Annotated in this window: 17 protein-coding genes; 1 reads left to right on the top strand and 16 read right to left on the bottom strand. The window is 48.3% G+C overall.

The features are described 5' to 3' along the window. Positions 1–80 precede the first annotated feature (80 nt). Positions 81–983: an ArsR/SmtB family transcription factor gene (locus ACOZB4_RS14860; protein ID WP_076320895.1), complete on the top strand. Its 903-nt coding sequence runs from the start codon at positions 81–83 to the stop codon at positions 981–983. A 246-nt stretch (positions 984–1229) separates the two neighbouring features. Here ACOZB4_RS14860 and spo0A read toward each other — a convergent pair whose 3' ends face one another. The 16 genes from spo0A to accC form a co-directional block, all read right to left on the bottom strand. Next, complete coding sequence (gene spo0A / locus ACOZB4_RS14855) at positions 1230–2033, bottom strand: sporulation transcription factor Spo0A (protein ID WP_076320894.1); 804 nt, start codon at positions 2031–2033, stop codon at positions 1230–1232. A gap of 196 nt (positions 2034–2229) precedes the next feature. Then, a complete protein-coding gene (spoIVB, locus tag ACOZB4_RS14850; RefSeq protein ID WP_076320893.1) occupies positions 2230–3564 on the bottom strand; it encodes a SpoIVB peptidase in 1335 nt (444 codons plus the stop codon). A gap of 100 nt (positions 3565–3664) precedes the next feature. Beyond that, positions 3665–5404, bottom strand: coding sequence for a DNA repair protein RecN (recN, locus tag ACOZB4_RS14845; protein WP_339272111.1), 1740 nt, complete (start codon positions 5402–5404; stop codon positions 3665–3667). Between the two features lie 51 nt (positions 5405–5455). After that, on the bottom strand, positions 5456–5905 hold the full coding sequence (gene ahrC, locus ACOZB4_RS14840; protein WP_379415067.1) for a transcriptional regulator AhrC/ArgR: 450 nt from the start codon (positions 5903–5905) through the stop codon (positions 5456–5458). Positions 5906–5922: 17 nt separating this feature from the next. Further along, complete coding sequence (locus ACOZB4_RS14835; protein ID WP_076320890.1) at positions 5923–6414, bottom strand: hypothetical protein; 492 nt, start codon at positions 6412–6414, stop codon at positions 5923–5925. A 68-nt stretch (positions 6415–6482) separates the two neighbouring features. Then, positions 6483–7355, bottom strand: a complete 873-nt coding sequence (locus tag ACOZB4_RS14830) for a TlyA family RNA methyltransferase (RefSeq protein WP_379415064.1) — start codon at positions 7353–7355, stop codon at positions 6483–6485. A gap of 20 nt (positions 7356–7375) precedes the next feature. Then, positions 7376–9283 (bottom strand): 1-deoxy-D-xylulose-5-phosphate synthase, encoded by a 1908-nt coding sequence (dxs, locus tag ACOZB4_RS14825; protein WP_379415062.1) that lies wholly within the window; start codon positions 9281–9283, stop codon positions 7376–7378. Positions 9284–9392: 109 nt separating this feature from the next. Continuing rightward, on the bottom strand, positions 9393–10268 hold the full coding sequence (locus tag ACOZB4_RS14820) for a polyprenyl synthetase family protein (RefSeq protein WP_379415115.1): 876 nt from the start codon (positions 10266–10268) through the stop codon (positions 9393–9395). Positions 10269–10290: 22 nt separating this feature from the next. Further along, on the bottom strand, positions 10291–10551 hold the full coding sequence (gene xseB, locus ACOZB4_RS14815; RefSeq protein ID WP_379415060.1) for an exodeoxyribonuclease VII small subunit: 261 nt from the start codon (positions 10549–10551) through the stop codon (positions 10291–10293). Then, positions 10541–11911 (bottom strand): exodeoxyribonuclease VII large subunit, encoded by a 1371-nt coding sequence (gene xseA, locus ACOZB4_RS14810; protein WP_379415058.1) that lies wholly within the window; start codon positions 11909–11911, stop codon positions 10541–10543. The genes xseB and xseA overlap by 11 nt, the downstream gene beginning before the upstream one ends. 1 nt (position 11912) lies before the next feature. Then, on the bottom strand, positions 11913–12773 hold the full coding sequence (gene folD, locus ACOZB4_RS14805; protein ID WP_076320884.1) for a bifunctional methylenetetrahydrofolate dehydrogenase/methenyltetrahydrofolate cyclohydrolase FolD: 861 nt from the start codon (positions 12771–12773) through the stop codon (positions 11913–11915). A 61-nt stretch (positions 12774–12834) separates the two neighbouring features. Continuing rightward, positions 12835–13293 carry a transcription antitermination factor NusB gene (gene nusB, locus ACOZB4_RS14800; RefSeq protein WP_076320883.1) on the bottom strand — a complete coding sequence of 153 codons (459 nt, stop codon included), beginning with the start codon at positions 13291–13293 and terminating at the stop codon, positions 12835–12837. A 176-nt stretch (positions 13294–13469) separates the two neighbouring features. Continuing rightward, on the bottom strand, positions 13470–13703 hold the full coding sequence (locus ACOZB4_RS14795; RefSeq protein ID WP_076320882.1) for a DUF2273 domain-containing protein: 234 nt from the start codon (positions 13701–13703) through the stop codon (positions 13470–13472). Between the two features lie 15 nt (positions 13704–13718). Beyond that, a complete protein-coding gene (gene amaP, locus ACOZB4_RS14790; RefSeq protein WP_379415054.1) occupies positions 13719–14258 on the bottom strand; it encodes an alkaline shock response membrane anchor protein AmaP in 540 nt (179 codons plus the stop codon). A gap of 72 nt (positions 14259–14330) precedes the next feature. Beyond that, the gene (locus ACOZB4_RS14785; protein ID WP_009591235.1) at positions 14331–14744 is read right to left on the bottom strand and encodes an Asp23/Gls24 family envelope stress response protein; all 414 of its coding nucleotides are present in this window, start codon (positions 14742–14744) and stop codon (positions 14331–14333) included. A gap of 118 nt (positions 14745–14862) precedes the next feature. Beyond that, positions 14863–16206 (bottom strand): acetyl-CoA carboxylase biotin carboxylase subunit, encoded by a 1344-nt coding sequence (accC, locus tag ACOZB4_RS14780; RefSeq protein WP_076320880.1) that lies wholly within the window; start codon positions 16204–16206, stop codon positions 14863–14865. Positions 16207–16250 lie beyond the last annotated feature (44 nt).

Below are 16250 nucleotides of genomic sequence, written 5' to 3'. Positions count from 1 at the left end.
GCAGGTTAATAAAGCATGTGGTATGATGCATATTAGTTAATGAATTTTGAACGAAAAAACTTGTTGAAAGAAGTGGTCATATGCAATTGGAAATAGACAAGTCATCGCTTGTGGTTTACGAGGCTTTGGCCAGCGAAGTTCGAATCAAGATTATTCAGCTGCTCTCCAAGAACAAAATGAATATCAAAGATTTGGCCCAAGAACTTCAAATCAGCAGTCCGATTGTGACAAAACATATTAAAAAACTCGAAGATGCAGGCATTATCCGCACAGAAAAAGTACCGGGGAAATCGGGCCAACAGAAAATTTCGATCCTGAAGGTGGATCATATCGAAATCAACTTCCCGAAAAAAATCTTTCATTCCTTTGCTTCATATGAGGCTTCCGTCCCGATCGGACATTACACGGACTATGACTTGAAGCCTACCTGCGGCCTTGCGACCGAGAAGGAATTTATCGGGCGGGTAGACGAACCCAAATACTTCATGGATCCCAAGCGAGTGGATGCAGAAATCCTGTGGTTTACCGAGGGCTTTATCCAATACAACATCGCTAACTTCCTTCAAAAGGATGAAAAGCTGCAGCAGTTCGAAATCAGTTTAGAGATTTCCTCAGAATTTCCTTTTTCCAATGATGTCTGGCCTTCCGACATTACCTTCTCCTTAAACGGGGTCGAACTTGGCACCTGGACAAGCCCGGGGGATTTTGCAGATACGCGGGGGAAATATACGCCTGCATGGTGGCCGCACAACATCAACCAATATGGACTGCTAAAGACGATACGAATTACGAGCCACGGTACGTATATCGATGGAGACCCGCTCTCTGCTGTATCTGTAGATGATTTGGATGCAACCTGTGATCGCTGGACCTTCCGAATTGAAGTGAAGGAAGATGCAAGACACGTTGGAGGCGCCACCTTATTCGGGAAGAAGTTCGGAAACCACGAGCAGGATATCCAGTTCAAAATGTATTATCTGTGAGGGCAATCGAAGGTACGTAACATCGAAGGACGTTTACCGGGTAAAGTTACCGAAATGAAAACAAACCAGCCGGAATAACGGCTGGTTTGTTTTTGTTGTTGAAAGTCCATGACCAAACAATAAAATCACTCCTTCACAGATTACGACATCGCAACCAATAAAGGAGTGATTTCAATGTTTTCGCGCAGGTAGACATTTAGGGCAACCACTTACATTACCCTAAATCCCTTCCTCATCCTTACCCTTTCAAGACACCTTATGCTCAATTCTCAGCTTATCAGCGACCATCGCGATAAACTCGCTGTTGGTTGGCTTGGATTTGCTGATGTTGATGGTGTAGCCGAACAGATGGCTAATGGAATCGATGTTTCCGCGAGTCCAGGCTACTTCGATAGCATGACGGATTGCACGTTCCACACGAGAAGGCGTTGTTTTGAATTTCTCTGCGATCGCTGGATACAAAGTCTTGGTGATCGCCCCAAGAATTTCGATATTGTTGTATACCATGGTAATGGCTTCACGCAAATATTGGTAGCCCTTGATATGAGCAGGAACACCTATTTCATGGATAATCGAAGTGATATTGGCGTCCAAATTTTTGCCTTTGCCCATAGGAACCACATTGGATTTCATACTTGTAAATGACGCGCCTGAAGAAATGCTGCTGGACGAGCCAACAAGTTGACGAATGCGGCTAGCGAGCACCTCCATATCAAACGGTTTCAAAATATAATAGGAAGCACCTAATTGTACAGCTCGCTGCGTAATATTTTCCTGACCAAATGCCGTAAGCATAATGACTTTCGGCTGCGGAGACAAATTCATATCGCGTAATCGTTCAAGTACGCCAAGGCCGTCCAAATGAGGCATAATAATGTCAAGGATCAGCACATCCGGTACTTTTCCCGTTTCCTCAATCATGCTCAGTACTTCTTCGCCATTATAAGCGATTCCGGATACCACCATATCTTGTTGATCCGAAATGTATTCACCAAGCAGGTTTGTAAACTCACGGTTGTCGTCTGCCAATAATACTTCGATCTTTTGCAATTCGTGCTCCTCCTTTATCAGATCAGTTGTTATTTTAGAATATTTTTCTTGTGTATAAAGTTTTCGACATAGTGATTTAAATTCCTTCTGTCGAAAATTATTTTTCTTTATTTTTTTTTGAAGTTGATTTATAATTAAATATTTTGTTTCAAATTAATCTCTATTTCGTTATTTTACGACAAAAAATCTCAAGGCATTAACCCGCCTTAAGATTTTGAGGAGATGATTCTGTAGATTGTAGTACGCCGGAGTCCTGAAGCATCCATTCAATAAAGCATCCATACCCCGATTTAGGATCATTTACAAAAACGTGCGTAACCGCTCCAATCAGCTTGCCATCTTGAACGATTGGACTACCGCTCATGCCTTGTACAATCCCGCCTGTCTTCTTAAGCAGTCTTGGATCGGTAATACGGAGTACAAGCCCTTTCGTAGCGGGAGCATCCTGTTTAGATACATGAACGATATCCACTGTAAATCGTTCAACCTCTTGTCCTTCAACGACCGTTAAAATCTCTGCCGGTCCTTCCTTGACCTCATGAGATAAGGCTATCGGAATTGGCTCCTGATACAAACCATGCTCAGGAAGATTATTCATTTTACCGAAGATGCCAAAATGAGTATTGCGCTCAACATTGCCCAAAATCTTGCCGTCTTTTGTGAAGGTTGCCCGTTTTTCTCCCGGCTCGCCTTCTTCACTTCGGCTAATGGATGTAACGTTGGACTGAACAATCTGGCCGCTTCCAACATCAATGGGTGTTTGAGTATTCATATCGGTAATGACATGGCCCAAAGCCCCGTAGACTTTCTGGTGAGGTGCGTAGAAAGTTAAAGTGCCTACACCTGCTGCAGAATCACGGATATACAGACCAAGGCGCCAGCTTTGATCTTCTTGATCATAGGCCGGACTCAGCTTGGTTGTCATTTCTTTGCCGCCCCGCTTGAAGGAGATATCCAATGGCTTATTGGCTTTACCGGCCTTCTCGACGATATCAGCAACCTTTGTTACATCATTAAGCGGCTTTCCATCCATCGTGGTCAGCAGATCGCCAACCTTCAGGCCAGCCGCTTCTCCAGGGGACACTTTAGCACCGTTTTGAACGCGTACCAGATGATGTCCAACGACCAGTATACCAGAGGATTTCACTTTGACGCCGATGGTCTGACCTCCAGGAATCACCTTGAGCTCGGGGATCACCTTCACATGAACTGTCTTCAGAGGAATTTTACCAAATAATTTCAGGGTAACTTCGGCATTTCCGCTTTGCTGGGGATTCAGCTGAAGTGGATGCTTTAGCGATACTTGAAGTTTTGACTCGCGGGAGCCGTTGAGCTGCAGGACATCCGGGCGATCAACTGAAGCGAGGGCTTGAACAGGCATGGCAACATCAAGACGGGACTGCTGACCGGAAATCAATCTCAGCTCATTAGGCAATGAAGCAAAAGACTGGACAGGATCAGCAGTTCCAATAAAACAAAGAAGGAAAGCAAGAACGAAACCGAGCAGTTTTCTCCTGAGGTTGGGCTTCAATGGCTGTCACGCTCCCTTTTTCTTCTTTCGCTTGACGAAAAGGTGGTCGCCAATTGCGTACCTTTAAGTTACCCTGCCCTTATGGATTTATAACTGTCAATCATTGACCCAGAGCCTTTCTGGAAGCCTTTTGCGCTGCCGCCAGATTGAGCATTTCTTGGGCATGATGAAGTGTTTTTTCGGTGATCTCGACTCCGCCAAGCATTCGTGCAAGTTCTTTTACACGCCCCTCTTCATTCAGGTTTTCTACTTGCGTCATCGTTCTGGAGGCTTCCAGCTTCTTCTCGATTAAATACTGATGATCTGCCATGCATGCAACCTGCGGCAAATGCGTAATGGAGAACACCTGACAGGTTTTGGCCAGCAAAAACAGCTTCTCCGCAATCGATTGGGCAGCCCTTCCACTGACACCTGTGTCGACTTCATCAAAGATTAAGACCGGTATTTGATCATGACGGGCAAATATACTCTTCATCGCCAGCATAATTCTGGACATTTCTCCACCCGAAGCAATTTTGGCAAGCGGACGCAGAGGCTCACCCGGATTGGCGGATATGAGGAATTCTGCCGTATCCATACCCTGTCTGGTCAACCTTACTTTATGTCCTTCATATTCGTAACCGTTAGGATCCAGCTGTAGTTCCATACGAACCTCAAGGGAGGTGCGCTCCATTTGCAGATCCTTCAGTTCTCCCTCCACTTGCCGTGCTAAATCTTGCGCACACTGCTTGCGGGCAATACTAAGCTCTTTAGCACTAACCAACAGCACGCTTAACAACTCGTCACGACGCTGTTCCAATGCTTGGATAAATTCGTCCTTATTCTCCAGCATATCGGTTTCCTGCTGAATTCTCACGTAGTATTCCAAAATTTGCTCAACATTATCCCCATATTTTCGGCGCAATCCGGAGATCATATCTAAACGAAGCTCAATGTCGTTCAGACGTTCCGGATTAAATTCAATGCTGTCGCGGTAATCCCTTAGCTGGAAAACGGCATCCTCCAGCTGATAATAAGCGGATTGCAGCTGCTCAACAAGCGGCTTTAAACCCTTCTCATCGTAACCTGACACATCCTCCAATTTGGATAGGGCACGGCTGACGGATTCCAATCCCGAGGATCCGTACAATAGGTCGTATGCTCCGGCAACGGAATCCATCATCTTCTCGCTGTGGGACAGCTTGGTTCTTTCCTCGGACAATTCCTCGTCCTCACCGGATTTTAGCTCCGCCGCTGCAATCTCCTCCAGCTGGAACCGATACATATCGAGCATTTGATACGCCTTCTGGCTCGTCTCCTGCAGGTCCTTGAGCTCTCGCTCCACTTTGCTGAATTCCCCGTACAATTCTTGATATTTCCGCTTGACAGGCCCTATGACCTTATCTCCGTACGTATCCAGAAGGCTCATATGCTGCTCTGAACGGAGCAAGCTTTGATGTTCATGCTGACCATGGATATTTATGAGCTTTTCTCCAACCTCACGCAGCATGCTTAAATTCAGCAGCTGGCCGTTAATACGGGAGGTGCTTTTTCCTTGAGCTGTCAGTTCTCTCCGTATCAACAAATGCTCTTCTGGATCCGCTTCAACACCCAGCTTTTTCAGCGTATCCCATACGGGATGCCCTGCAGGCAGCTCGAATAAAGCCTCAATCTCTGCTTTGTCGCAGCCGTAGCGAATTAGTTCAGCCGAGCCGCGGCCGCCGGCAATTAATCCCAGCGCATCGATTATGATGGACTTACCAGCTCCGGTCTCCCCTGTCAGAACGTGAAATCCCGGATAAAAATGCACATCCACGCTTTCTACAACCGCCAGATTCCGAATGGATAGCGTGTTTAACATGTTTCCCACCTCCGCTACTGCTTAAAAACTGCCAATGAGTCACAACATTGATTACGAAATGAAATTTTTAATTTGGGCAACCACATGTTCTCCGTCATCTTCCGTTCGGCAAATGAGCAATATTGTGTCATCGCCGCATATGGTCCCCATGACCTGGGTCCATTCCATATTATCGAGCAGCACGGCTACGGAATTAGCTGTTCCAGGCAAGCACTTCATGACGACAAGATTACCGGTACGGTCAATGTAAACAAAATTATCGATAAGCGCTCTTTTGAGCTTCTGTACAGGATTGTAACGCTGATCTGTCGGCATAGAGTATTTATATCGCCCATCATCCGTAGGCACCTTGATGAGCAGCAGTTCTTTGATATCACGTGAAATTGTAGCTTGAGTAACCTGGAAACCTTCCGCACGCAATGCGTCTACAAGCTCATCCTGTGTCTCAATATCCTGGTGGGTAATAATATCCCTGATTTTAATATGGCGTTGTCCCTTCATAAAGAGCCTCCTGAGTATTAACTGTTGTAATCATCTTGACCAATCCATTCTTCGTCCGACCAATCCATGCTTAAACGGTGAATCGACTTCTCGTTTACATCAATATAGAGCAGACCGGCACATTCGGGATATAGCAGCAAAAAAGGCATCAACCGATCACGAATGCCGGCCCCCGTCCAATCGACCGGCATCCGTTCCCGTGCCAGCTTGACCATGTACAGCTCGCCACTGTCATCGGATGCAACGTAATCTATAAACAACCGACTCAAAATGGGTCTCTGACCCGTTTCAAACGATAAGTTTATTTTTACTTTACCCCCAACCACGTCATATCCTTCTTGTTCGAGCATCCCAATGGCTGGGTGATCTGGAATGTGTTCATTGATCGGGATGCCCGGCAGTCGATCCGGTGATGGCGACATCAGCCAACGATTCAGCCTATAACCGATAAGCAAGGCAACGACGACACCAAGCAATATCATTAATAACCAATCATAACGCTCATTCATCCTCTCACCTCGAATTTTGTATTCGCGGATGAGAACATCAATTCCTCTTTTTCAGCAAAAGAAACCCATCATTTCGATGAGTTTCCTGTGAATGTATGAGCCGCTTGTGTTACGACGGTATCAATCCATTGACTCAAATGGACAGATTCTTGTCCATCTCCCTGAGTCGGTTCTTCCGAGCTTTCAGAATCCTCCGGCTCTAATCGCCAGTGGGCCAGGAATTCTATATTGCCTTCCCCTCCCGTAATCGGAGAGAACGTAAGATTCTTTAATTTGAACCCAATTTCATCTGCAAAAGTCAGCACTTGCGTTAGGACTTCCCTGTGAACCTTCGGATCCCGAACCACGCCGGACTTACCAACCTTCTCCCGACCTGCCTCAAATTGAGGTTTGATCAGAGCAGCCACATCTCCCGGTTTACCCAGGAGCATCTTCAGAGGCGGCAAAATAATGCGAAGGGATATAAACGAAACGTCAATGCTGGCAAAATCCGGCTGAGGGCCATTCAGGTCGTCCGGCGTCATATAGCGAAAATTGGTTCGCTCCATGACACAAACGCGTTCATCGTTACGAAGCGACCAATCCAACTGGTTATAACCGACGTCGATTGCGTACACATAACTTGCTCCGTGCTGGAGCGCGCAATCCGTAAAGCCGCCAGTCGAAGAGCCGATATCCAGCATCGTACGCCCCTTCATATCGATATCGAATGAACGAATCGCCTTCTCAAGCTTTAATCCGCCACGGCTGACATAGGGATGAACCGAGCCTTTGACTTTCAGTTCGGACGTCCTTGGAATTTTCATGCCGGCTTTCTCGATCCGCTCGGTTCCGGCATAGACCAGACCCGCCATAATCGCGGCTTTGGCTTTTTCGCGACTCTCATAATATCCCTGCTCCACGAGCAGGACATCAATTCGTTCTTTCTGAGATGAATCCATATTATACTCCCGATGGTTTACTAAGACATAAAACTTCTCTTGCCAAGTACGGCTGTCCGAGCATTCTTCAAGCTCCGGATCTCCTGACAAACCGAATCCAATGTCAGCCCTACTTCTTCACGCTGCTGCGGTATGCTTCCATGCTCGATAAACCGGTCTTCGATCCCCATTAAAGATACAACCGCATCATGGATTCCCTGCTCCGCAAAAAACTCTAAAACCGCGCTGCCCATACTACCCGCTTGCGAAGCTTCCTCCAGAACCAGCATGGACGTCCCCGTCTCGGCCAGATTCCGCAGCATACCTCCATCCAACGGTTTAAGGAAACGGGCGTTTACGACTTGTACCGTAATTCCTTCCCGTTTGAGCTGCTCCGCCGCTTCTTCAGCCAATTGAACCATAGGACCCGCTGCCAGAATGGCGTATCCTTCGCCAGGACGAACGACTTCCCAAGTTCCGATAGGAATCGGTACCAGTTCGGTGTCCATTGGAACGCCGCGCACATTGTTCCGAGGGTAACGATATGCGATAGGTCCCTCATTATAATCGAGTGCTGTTTTCATCATATGACGAAGCTCGTTCTCGTCTTTTGGCATCATAATGACGATATTCGGGATATGACGCATGAAGGCTACGTCGTATACCCCTTGGTGAGTCTCGCCATCTGCACCAACAAAGCCGGCACGGTCAATTGCAAACATCACGTTGGCGTTATGGCGGCAAATATCATGCACGATTTGGTCGTACGCACGCTGCATAAACGTGGAATACACCGCAAATACAGGCTTCATGCCTTCCATTGCCAATGCTGCGCACAAGGTCGCGGCGTGCTGTTCGGCAATCCCTACATCGATCATACGGTCAGGGAATTTCTTGCTGAACGGGATCAAGCCGGAGCCTCCCGGCATCGCCGGCGTGACGGCCACGATCCGATTGTCCTGTTCCCCCAACTCAACCAGCGTCTGTCCGAATACTTCCGTATACATCGGATTTCCGACCGCTTTAAGAACTTGGCCGGATTCAATCTTATAAGGCGTGATTCCATGCCATTTATGAGAATCGGATTCAGCCGGCCGGTATCCCTTGCCTTTGGTTGTGACAGCATGAATCAGAACGGGTCCGTCCACATTGTCGGCCTGCTTTAACGTATCGATCAGTTTGTTTAGATCATGTCCGTCTACAGGACCCAGATAGGTAAGTCCGAGTTCCTCGAATAAAACACCGGGAACCATCATATATTTAAGGCTGTCCTTCATCTTCTCTGCCGTTTTGGCGAGTTTGCCGCCGATGGCAGGAATTTTCTTCAGGAGCATTTCCACTTCGTCCTTGGCACGAAGATAATAACGATCGGAACGGATCTTGCTTAGGTAATTGTGCATGGCACCCACATTCGGTGCAATCGACATTTCATTGTCATTCAGGATGACCATCAGCTTTTTCTGCTCGTGGCCAATATGGTTGAGCGCTTCAAACGCCATGCCGCCGGTAAGGGCACCGTCACCGATCATGGCAATAACCCGGTTGTTGTCACCTTTCAGATCACGCGCCATCGCCATACCCATTGCAGCAGACAGCGAGGTGCTGCTGTGTCCGGCTTCCCAGACATCATGCTCGCTTTCGGAACGCTTTACGAAGCCGCACAAGCCTTTGTATTTTCGGAGCGTATCAAATTTATCCATCCGTCCGGTCAAGATCTTGTGTACATAGGCTTGATGGCCCACGTCAAAAATCATCTTGTCACGAGGGCTGTCAAAGCAATAGTGCAAGGCCAGCGTGAGTTCAACCACTCCCAGATTCGGTGCAAGATGGCCACCGGTAACGGACAGCTTTTCGATTAGAAAATGACGGATTTGTCCTGCTAAATCCTCGAGTTCGTCCACCGATAGATGTTTAAGTTGTTCGGGATGCTTGATATTTGGAAGAAGCACGAAGAATCTCCCCGCTTTCCTTGATTAAGTTTACGTTTCTTTAGCTGATATGAATTCAGCCATTAACAGACATTATATCACAAAAAAACCGTTTGCATGTAAAGCGTGCTTAGTGGTCCCGCGCCATCAAGAAATCGGCAATCTCCAGCAATCTGGAGGGATCATTGAAGTTCCCTTCTGAAATGACCCGCTTCGCTTCTGCTGTCAGGCGCTCAACTTCACGCCTGGATGCGTCCAAACCGATGAAGTACGGATACGTTACTTTCTCCTGTTTCACATCGCTTTGCACCGGCTTCCCAAGCTTGGACTCATCCCCGACCAGATCCAGGATATCATCTTGAATCTGAAAAGCAAGGCCGATATGATGCCCAAAGGTTCGCAAGGATTCAATCTGGGACTCCGAACACCCGGCAAGATGCCCGCCTGCCATCAGCGAGAACATGATCAGATCACTCGTCTTGTGCAGGTGGATATACTCAAGCTGCTCTAGCGTCGTTATCCCTTGTTCACCCTCCATATCGGCAACCTGCCCGCCTACCATTCCCCGCGGACCTGCATACTCTGCAAGATCCTCCACAATCGACAGCACACGCTCAGCCGGAATTCCATGCTTTCTGGAAGCCTGGATTACGCTGTAAAAAGCATGTGTCAGCAAGGCATCACCAGCCAAAATAGCGCTTGCTTCGCCAAAAACCTTATGATTTGTTGGCTTGCCGCGGCGATAATCATCATCATCCATCGCTGGCAGATCATCATGTATAAGGGAATATGTATGAACCATCTCAACGGCGCAAGCGACCGGAAGGGCTGCGTCACGGTTGCCGCCTCCCGCCTCGCATGCAGCAATGACAAGCAGCGGACGCATTCGCTTTCCGCCTGCCATTAAAGAATACGACATGGACTGGCGAAGGGTTTCAGGAATTTTCCAACCCGGCGGAAAAAGATTGGTAAGCTCGCTATCCAGTCTGTCCCAAATATCATTCATATATTGATGAATCGGAAGTCTGTTATTCACCTAGTTCACCTGTCTCATCAAGCGATCCACCAAAAGGCTTACGCTTCAGTTCTCCGCCTTCTTCTACGATCATTTCAATTTTTTGCTCCACCTGCTCCAGCTTTTTGCTGCATATCTGCGACAGCTTCATGCCCTGTTGAAACAAATCAATGGCTTTTTCCAGCGGCACGTCTCCATCTTCCAATTGCTCTACAATCGTCTCGAGCTGAGCCATCGCTTCTTCAAAACTGATCTCCAATGTTTCATTCGCCATTCTCTTCATCCTCCTTCATTCCCCACACTTGACACTGCAGTTGTCCATCGCTGACCCTCACGTTAACCAAATCGCCTAACTGAACATCTTCGATGGATTTGACAAGCTTTTGCTCTTGCTCGTCATACACGAGACTATATCCTCTGGACATAATTTTCAGCGGACTGAGCGCATCGAGATGCCGCATTTCGGTTTGCAGCTGCGACATCTTGGATTTCATGATCGACTGCATCGCATTCATTAACTGCCGGCTCACCTGATCTTTTCTTCTCGCCGAGAACTCCGCTTGGGTTCGCGGATTATACCTGATTAATCCCTGATGCAGTGATTTTTGCCGTTGGCGGACCAGGGACAGCTGGGATTTCAGGTTGCCCTGCAGCCGCTGGGACAGCATGTCCAACCGTTCGGCATGCTGCAGCATATACCGGCGAGGATGAACCAGAACCGGGGAACGCTGGAGCGAAACTAAACGGTCACGACTTCGCTTAAGACGCTGCTGAAGTCCCTGTTTTAGCTGGCGCTGTCTTTGTACAAGCTGTCCCCTCAGTTCCGCACTGCTCGGTACCGCAAGTTCCGCGGCGGCCGTTGGCGTAGCGGCTCGTAAATCCGCTACAAAATCGGCGATCGTAAAATCGGTTTCGTGTCCAACGGCGGAAATAACAGGAATATTGGATTGATAAATAGCTCTTGCAACGATCTCCTCATTAAATGCCCACAGTTCTTCGAGTGATCCGCCGCCGCGCCCAACGATGAGCACATCGGCCTCAGCCATGTCATTCATCGTTCGAATAGCCTTCACGATTGAAGGAGCAGCCCCTTTGCCTTGAACCAGCACCGGATACAATATCGCTCTTGCCTGAGGGTACCTTCTCCGGATCGTAATCATAATATCCCGAACAGCGGCACCCGTCGGCGAGGTAATAACACCAATCGTCTTAGGATAACGCGGCAAAGGCCGCTTGCGCTCGGCTGCAAACAAACCCTCTTCCTCAAGCTTCGACTTCAGCTGTTCATAAGCAAGGTACAAACTGCCGATCCCGTCAGGCTGCATTTGAACCGCATAGAATTGGTACTGACCATCCCGTTCATATACCGACACATTACCCCTGGCAATAACGCGAGAGCCTTCCTTCGGTATAAAAGGGAGCCTCTGGTTATGAGTCGCAAACATGATCGCACGAATCCGGCTGCCTTCATCCTTTAAGGTAAAGTACATATGTCCGCTGGAATGATGGGTGAAATTCGAAATTTCACCGCGGATCCATACGTCGGAGAGCCTGGAGTCGCCTTCCATTTTCATGCGGATATAACGGTTTAAATCTTTAACGGATAATACTCGTCCTGGATCTGCCGACTTCATATCAGTTCAACCCATTCAGCCTTTTGGCGGCTATCAAGGTATTCTGCATGAGCATCGTAATGGTCATGGGTCCCACCCCTCCGGGAACCGGAGTAATCGGACCTGACACTTCCTTCACGCTCTCAAAGTCAACGTCCCCGGCAAGCTTTCCGTTCTCCAAACGGTTCATGCCGACATCGATCACGACCGCGCCTGGCTTCACGTAACTGGCATCAATCATATTCGCTCTGCCGATCGCAACAACCAGGATATCCGCTTGACGAGCGATTTCAGCCATATTCCCCGTTCTGGAGTGACACATCGTAACGGTGGCGTTCTCGCGCTGGAGGAGAAGGGATACCGGTTTGCCAACGATATTGGATCTCCCGATTACAACAGCATGCTTGCCTGCAATCTCAATACCTGTCCGCTTGATCATTTCAATCACGCCGGCAGGTGTGCACGGCAGCAGACTGTCGTCGCCTATCACGAGGTTACCCACATTAACCGGATGGAAACCGTCAACGTCCTTTTCCACTGCAATCGCATCAATGACGGCCTTCTCATGGATGTGCTTGGGCAAAGGGAGCTGGACCAAAATTCCGTGAATGGATTCCTGGGCGTTGAGCTTGTCCACGAGCGCCAGCACTTCTTCCTGGCTGGATTCCGCGGAAAGACGATGCACCTCGGAATAAAAACCCAGATCCTGACATGCTTTCTCCTTGTTGCGAACGTAAACATGCGAAGCCGGATCATCCCCTACAAGTACAACAGCCAAACCAGGACGTACATTCTGCTTGGACAATTGTTCTACTTCTAACGCAATCCCCTTGCGAATTTCTTCAGAAATCTGTTTTCCGCTAATTATCGTTGCTGCTGTCATCCTAATCTCTCCTCCAATATGATGGAATGATATCGTTTCAAGCTTAGCTTAAGCGTACAGATTAAGACTGACGCAGCTTCGCCTTGACTTGATCCAGCTCCTGAATCATCCGGCCCAGTACGCCGTTGACGAATTTCCCTGACTCCTCCGTTCCGAAATGCTTGGACAACTCAATCGCTTCATTAACAGCTACCTTGCCAGGCACATCTTCACGGGATGTCAGTTCATATACAGCCAAACGCAGGATTTGACGATCCACACGGGAAAGACGGCTTACCTGCCAGCCTTTTAAATAATGAGCGAGCAGTTCATCAATTGAATCCTTGGATTCCCAGGTTCCATTGACCAATTGCAGCACATACTCCTTCACTTGAACTTCGTCGCCGATGACCCGCTCGGTCTCATTTTCTTCGGCCGCTTCCGAGAGCAGCATCGACACGGCTTCCACACTGTCGACTTCGTTCATCTCCATCTGGTAAAGGCTTTGAACGACAATCTCTCTTACTACACGTCTTTTCATTTTGTTCCTCCTGTGGACCCTGCTGAATCCATTTTTCTAATTAGTATGATCCATTTGCCGTCAAGACTTGACAACAATTAAAAGGCCAAAAAAAAACCTGTGAATATCTCTCTCCGCAAAAAAGGCGCACTACACCTGTCCTCAGCATTTTTTCCGGAGAAAGCATATCACAGGGTTCATTTAAACGGCCGCCAGCGCTCGGAAAGCCATCGTCCCCATTCCTGAAAGTGGAATACGGAGCCCTGCTTCAGATCCTTGCGCTTGCCAAATATATAGCCGATAAATACCACTAATGCAAAGAACAGCATATCCCAAAAACCGGATAATAAGTAAATCAGTCCGCACACAAGCCCGCCGGTCACCCCGGCAATTCTTCCTCTGTGACTCTCCCATATTTCTTTCCAAGGCATTGGGGAAGCTCACCTCTATTCCACGCGGCTCTTGAAGCTTGGTGCCTGAACCACGTTAGCAATATATACGGATACGGATGACACGGGTATTCCTGTTGTATCTTCAACAAAGTCGTGCACCTGCTTCTGTACTTCCGTTGTCAGTGTAGGAATCGATTCCTCACCATCAACCACGGCGCGTATCGCAATATCAAGACCCGATTGGGATACCTTGATCCGGGATTTCAAATCCTTGACTCCACGGACGCGAGAAGCCGCCTTGAGACAGAGATTCTCGATCGTCTCCACAGAGATTTGAATGTCACCAAACTCCGTGCGCTGATCGATGGAATTCAGGTTCGAGCGATCGCGCCTTACGGAGATGTAGAAGAAACGGATGCTCAGCAAAAACAAAACCGCAGCTACGATAATTCCAGCCCAGAAAAGGCGTTGTTCCTGAGCGCTTGTTAATTCATACGGAACAGCGCCACTCAACAGGAGGATGGCAACTACGGATATAACACCGATACTTAAGCTGTAGATAAACAGCAAAAGTCTGTCCATTAATTTGGCCACGATTCAGCACAGCCTCCTTAAAATTAGATTAAACCCTCGACATCGCTGCCCAGGGCTAGCCTGAAAGTATTCTTATTTCACGCGTTGAGCCAGATCCAATTCTTCCGTCTTCTCTACGGATTTCATGAAATGGACATCATGAATATGTACATTGACTTCAATGACCGTAAGCCCTGTCATATTCTCAATCGAACGTTTCACGTTGCGCTGGATTTCTCCGGCTACTTCAGGAAGACGATGACCATACTCCACGATAACGGATACGTCAACAGCAGCTTCCCGTTGTCCAACTTCCACTTTAACACCCTTGGATAAATTCTTACGTCCGAGCAGCTCGGCAATGCCGCCTGCAAAGCCTCCGCTCATCCCTGCAACCCCACGTACTTCTACCGTAGCAAGTCCAGCTATGACTTCAATAACTTCCGGAGCGATCTGAATTTCACCAATATCTGTACGTTCAAATTCTGTAGGCAAAGTTTCCGCCATTGTCTCAACACACCTTTCGGAATAAGTTAGCGGATGCACCCCAACTGCTTAAGGCATGCGCTCTTATTACTCATACTATACCATTTGGCCAAGTTTATGACAAACTTGGCCAAAGGTTTCAAATCTCATTTTCTTCCAAAAATTTAATATCGAAGTCACCCTTCAAGAAGGTAGGATGCTTGAGCAATTTCTGGTGGAACGGGATGGTTGAATAGATCCCTTCAATCTCGAATTCAGCCAGTGCGCGCCTCATCTTCGCGATGGCTTCATCGCGGGTCGGCGCCCATACAATCAGCTTGGCAATCATCGAATCATAATAAGGCGAAATGGTATAACCGGGATATGCCGCACTGTCTACCCGCACGCCAGGACCTCCTGGAGGCAAATAGAACTGAATGGTTCCAGGCGCAGGCATAAAGTTCTTGTCCGGATTCTCGGCATTAATCCGACATTCGATGGACCAGCCATTAATAACTACTTCCTCTTGCGTGAAAGAAAGCGTGTTGCCCTCGGCAACGGAAATCATTTCCTGAATCAGATCAACCCCGGTCACCATCTCGGTCACCGGATGCTCCACCTGAATCCGCGTGTTCATCTCCATGAAGTAGAACTGACCGTCCTGGCCGAGCAAAAATTCAAGCGTACCTGCACCGGAATAGTTAACGGCCTTTGCGGCCCGAACGGCGGCTTCGCCCATCCGGCTGCGTACCTCTTCACTTAGCACCGGACAAGGAGCTTCCTCAACAAGCTTTTGTCTCCGGCGCTGCACAGAACAGTCACGCTCCCCGAGATGCACGGCGTTGCCATGTTTGTCGGCGATAATTTGAATCTCTACATGCTTCATGCCAGTCAAATATTTTTCCAGATAGACGCCTGCATTGCCGAAGGCCTTCTGGGCTTCCTGCTGTGCGTTTGTAATCTGTTTAACCAGCGATTCTTCATCCTCGGCGATCCGAATTCCTTTACCTCCGCCACCTGCAGTAGCCTTGATAATGACGGGATATCCGATATCCCGGGCAAGCATTACGGCCTCATTTAAATCCTCGACCAATCCGTCGGATCCCGGAATAACCGGAACACCTGCATCCCTCATCGTCTGCTTCGCAACAGCCTTATCTCCCATACGGTTGATCGCGTCAGCGGAAGGACCGATAAAGGTAATGTTGCAGGATTCACAAATCTCCGCGAAATCCGCGTTCTCGGCCAAAAAGCCATACCCGGGATGAATGGCGTCACACTCGGTCAGTGTAGCAACGCTCATGATATTGGTAAAATTCAAATAGCTGTCTTTCGATAACGTAGGGCCGATGCAATAGGCCTCATCCGCCAAGCGAACATGCAGGGATTCCCGGTCCGGCTCCGAATATACGGCCACCGTTGCGATGCCAAGTTCCCGGCAAGCCCGGATGATACGAACGGCAATCTCTCCCCGGTTCGCGATTAGCACTTTTTGAAATGTCATGCAGTAACCTCCTTCGGACTCTTGCGACTCTCGTTCTTGGCGAG

The organism is Paenibacillus sp. NPDC058898 (genome assembly GCF_049316025.1).
GTDB lineage: Bacteria > Bacillota > Bacilli > Paenibacillales > Paenibacillaceae > Paenibacillus_AQ.
The sequence above is the reverse complement of the archived record's forward strand: the minus strand, read 5'-3'. Positions and strand labels throughout refer to the sequence as shown.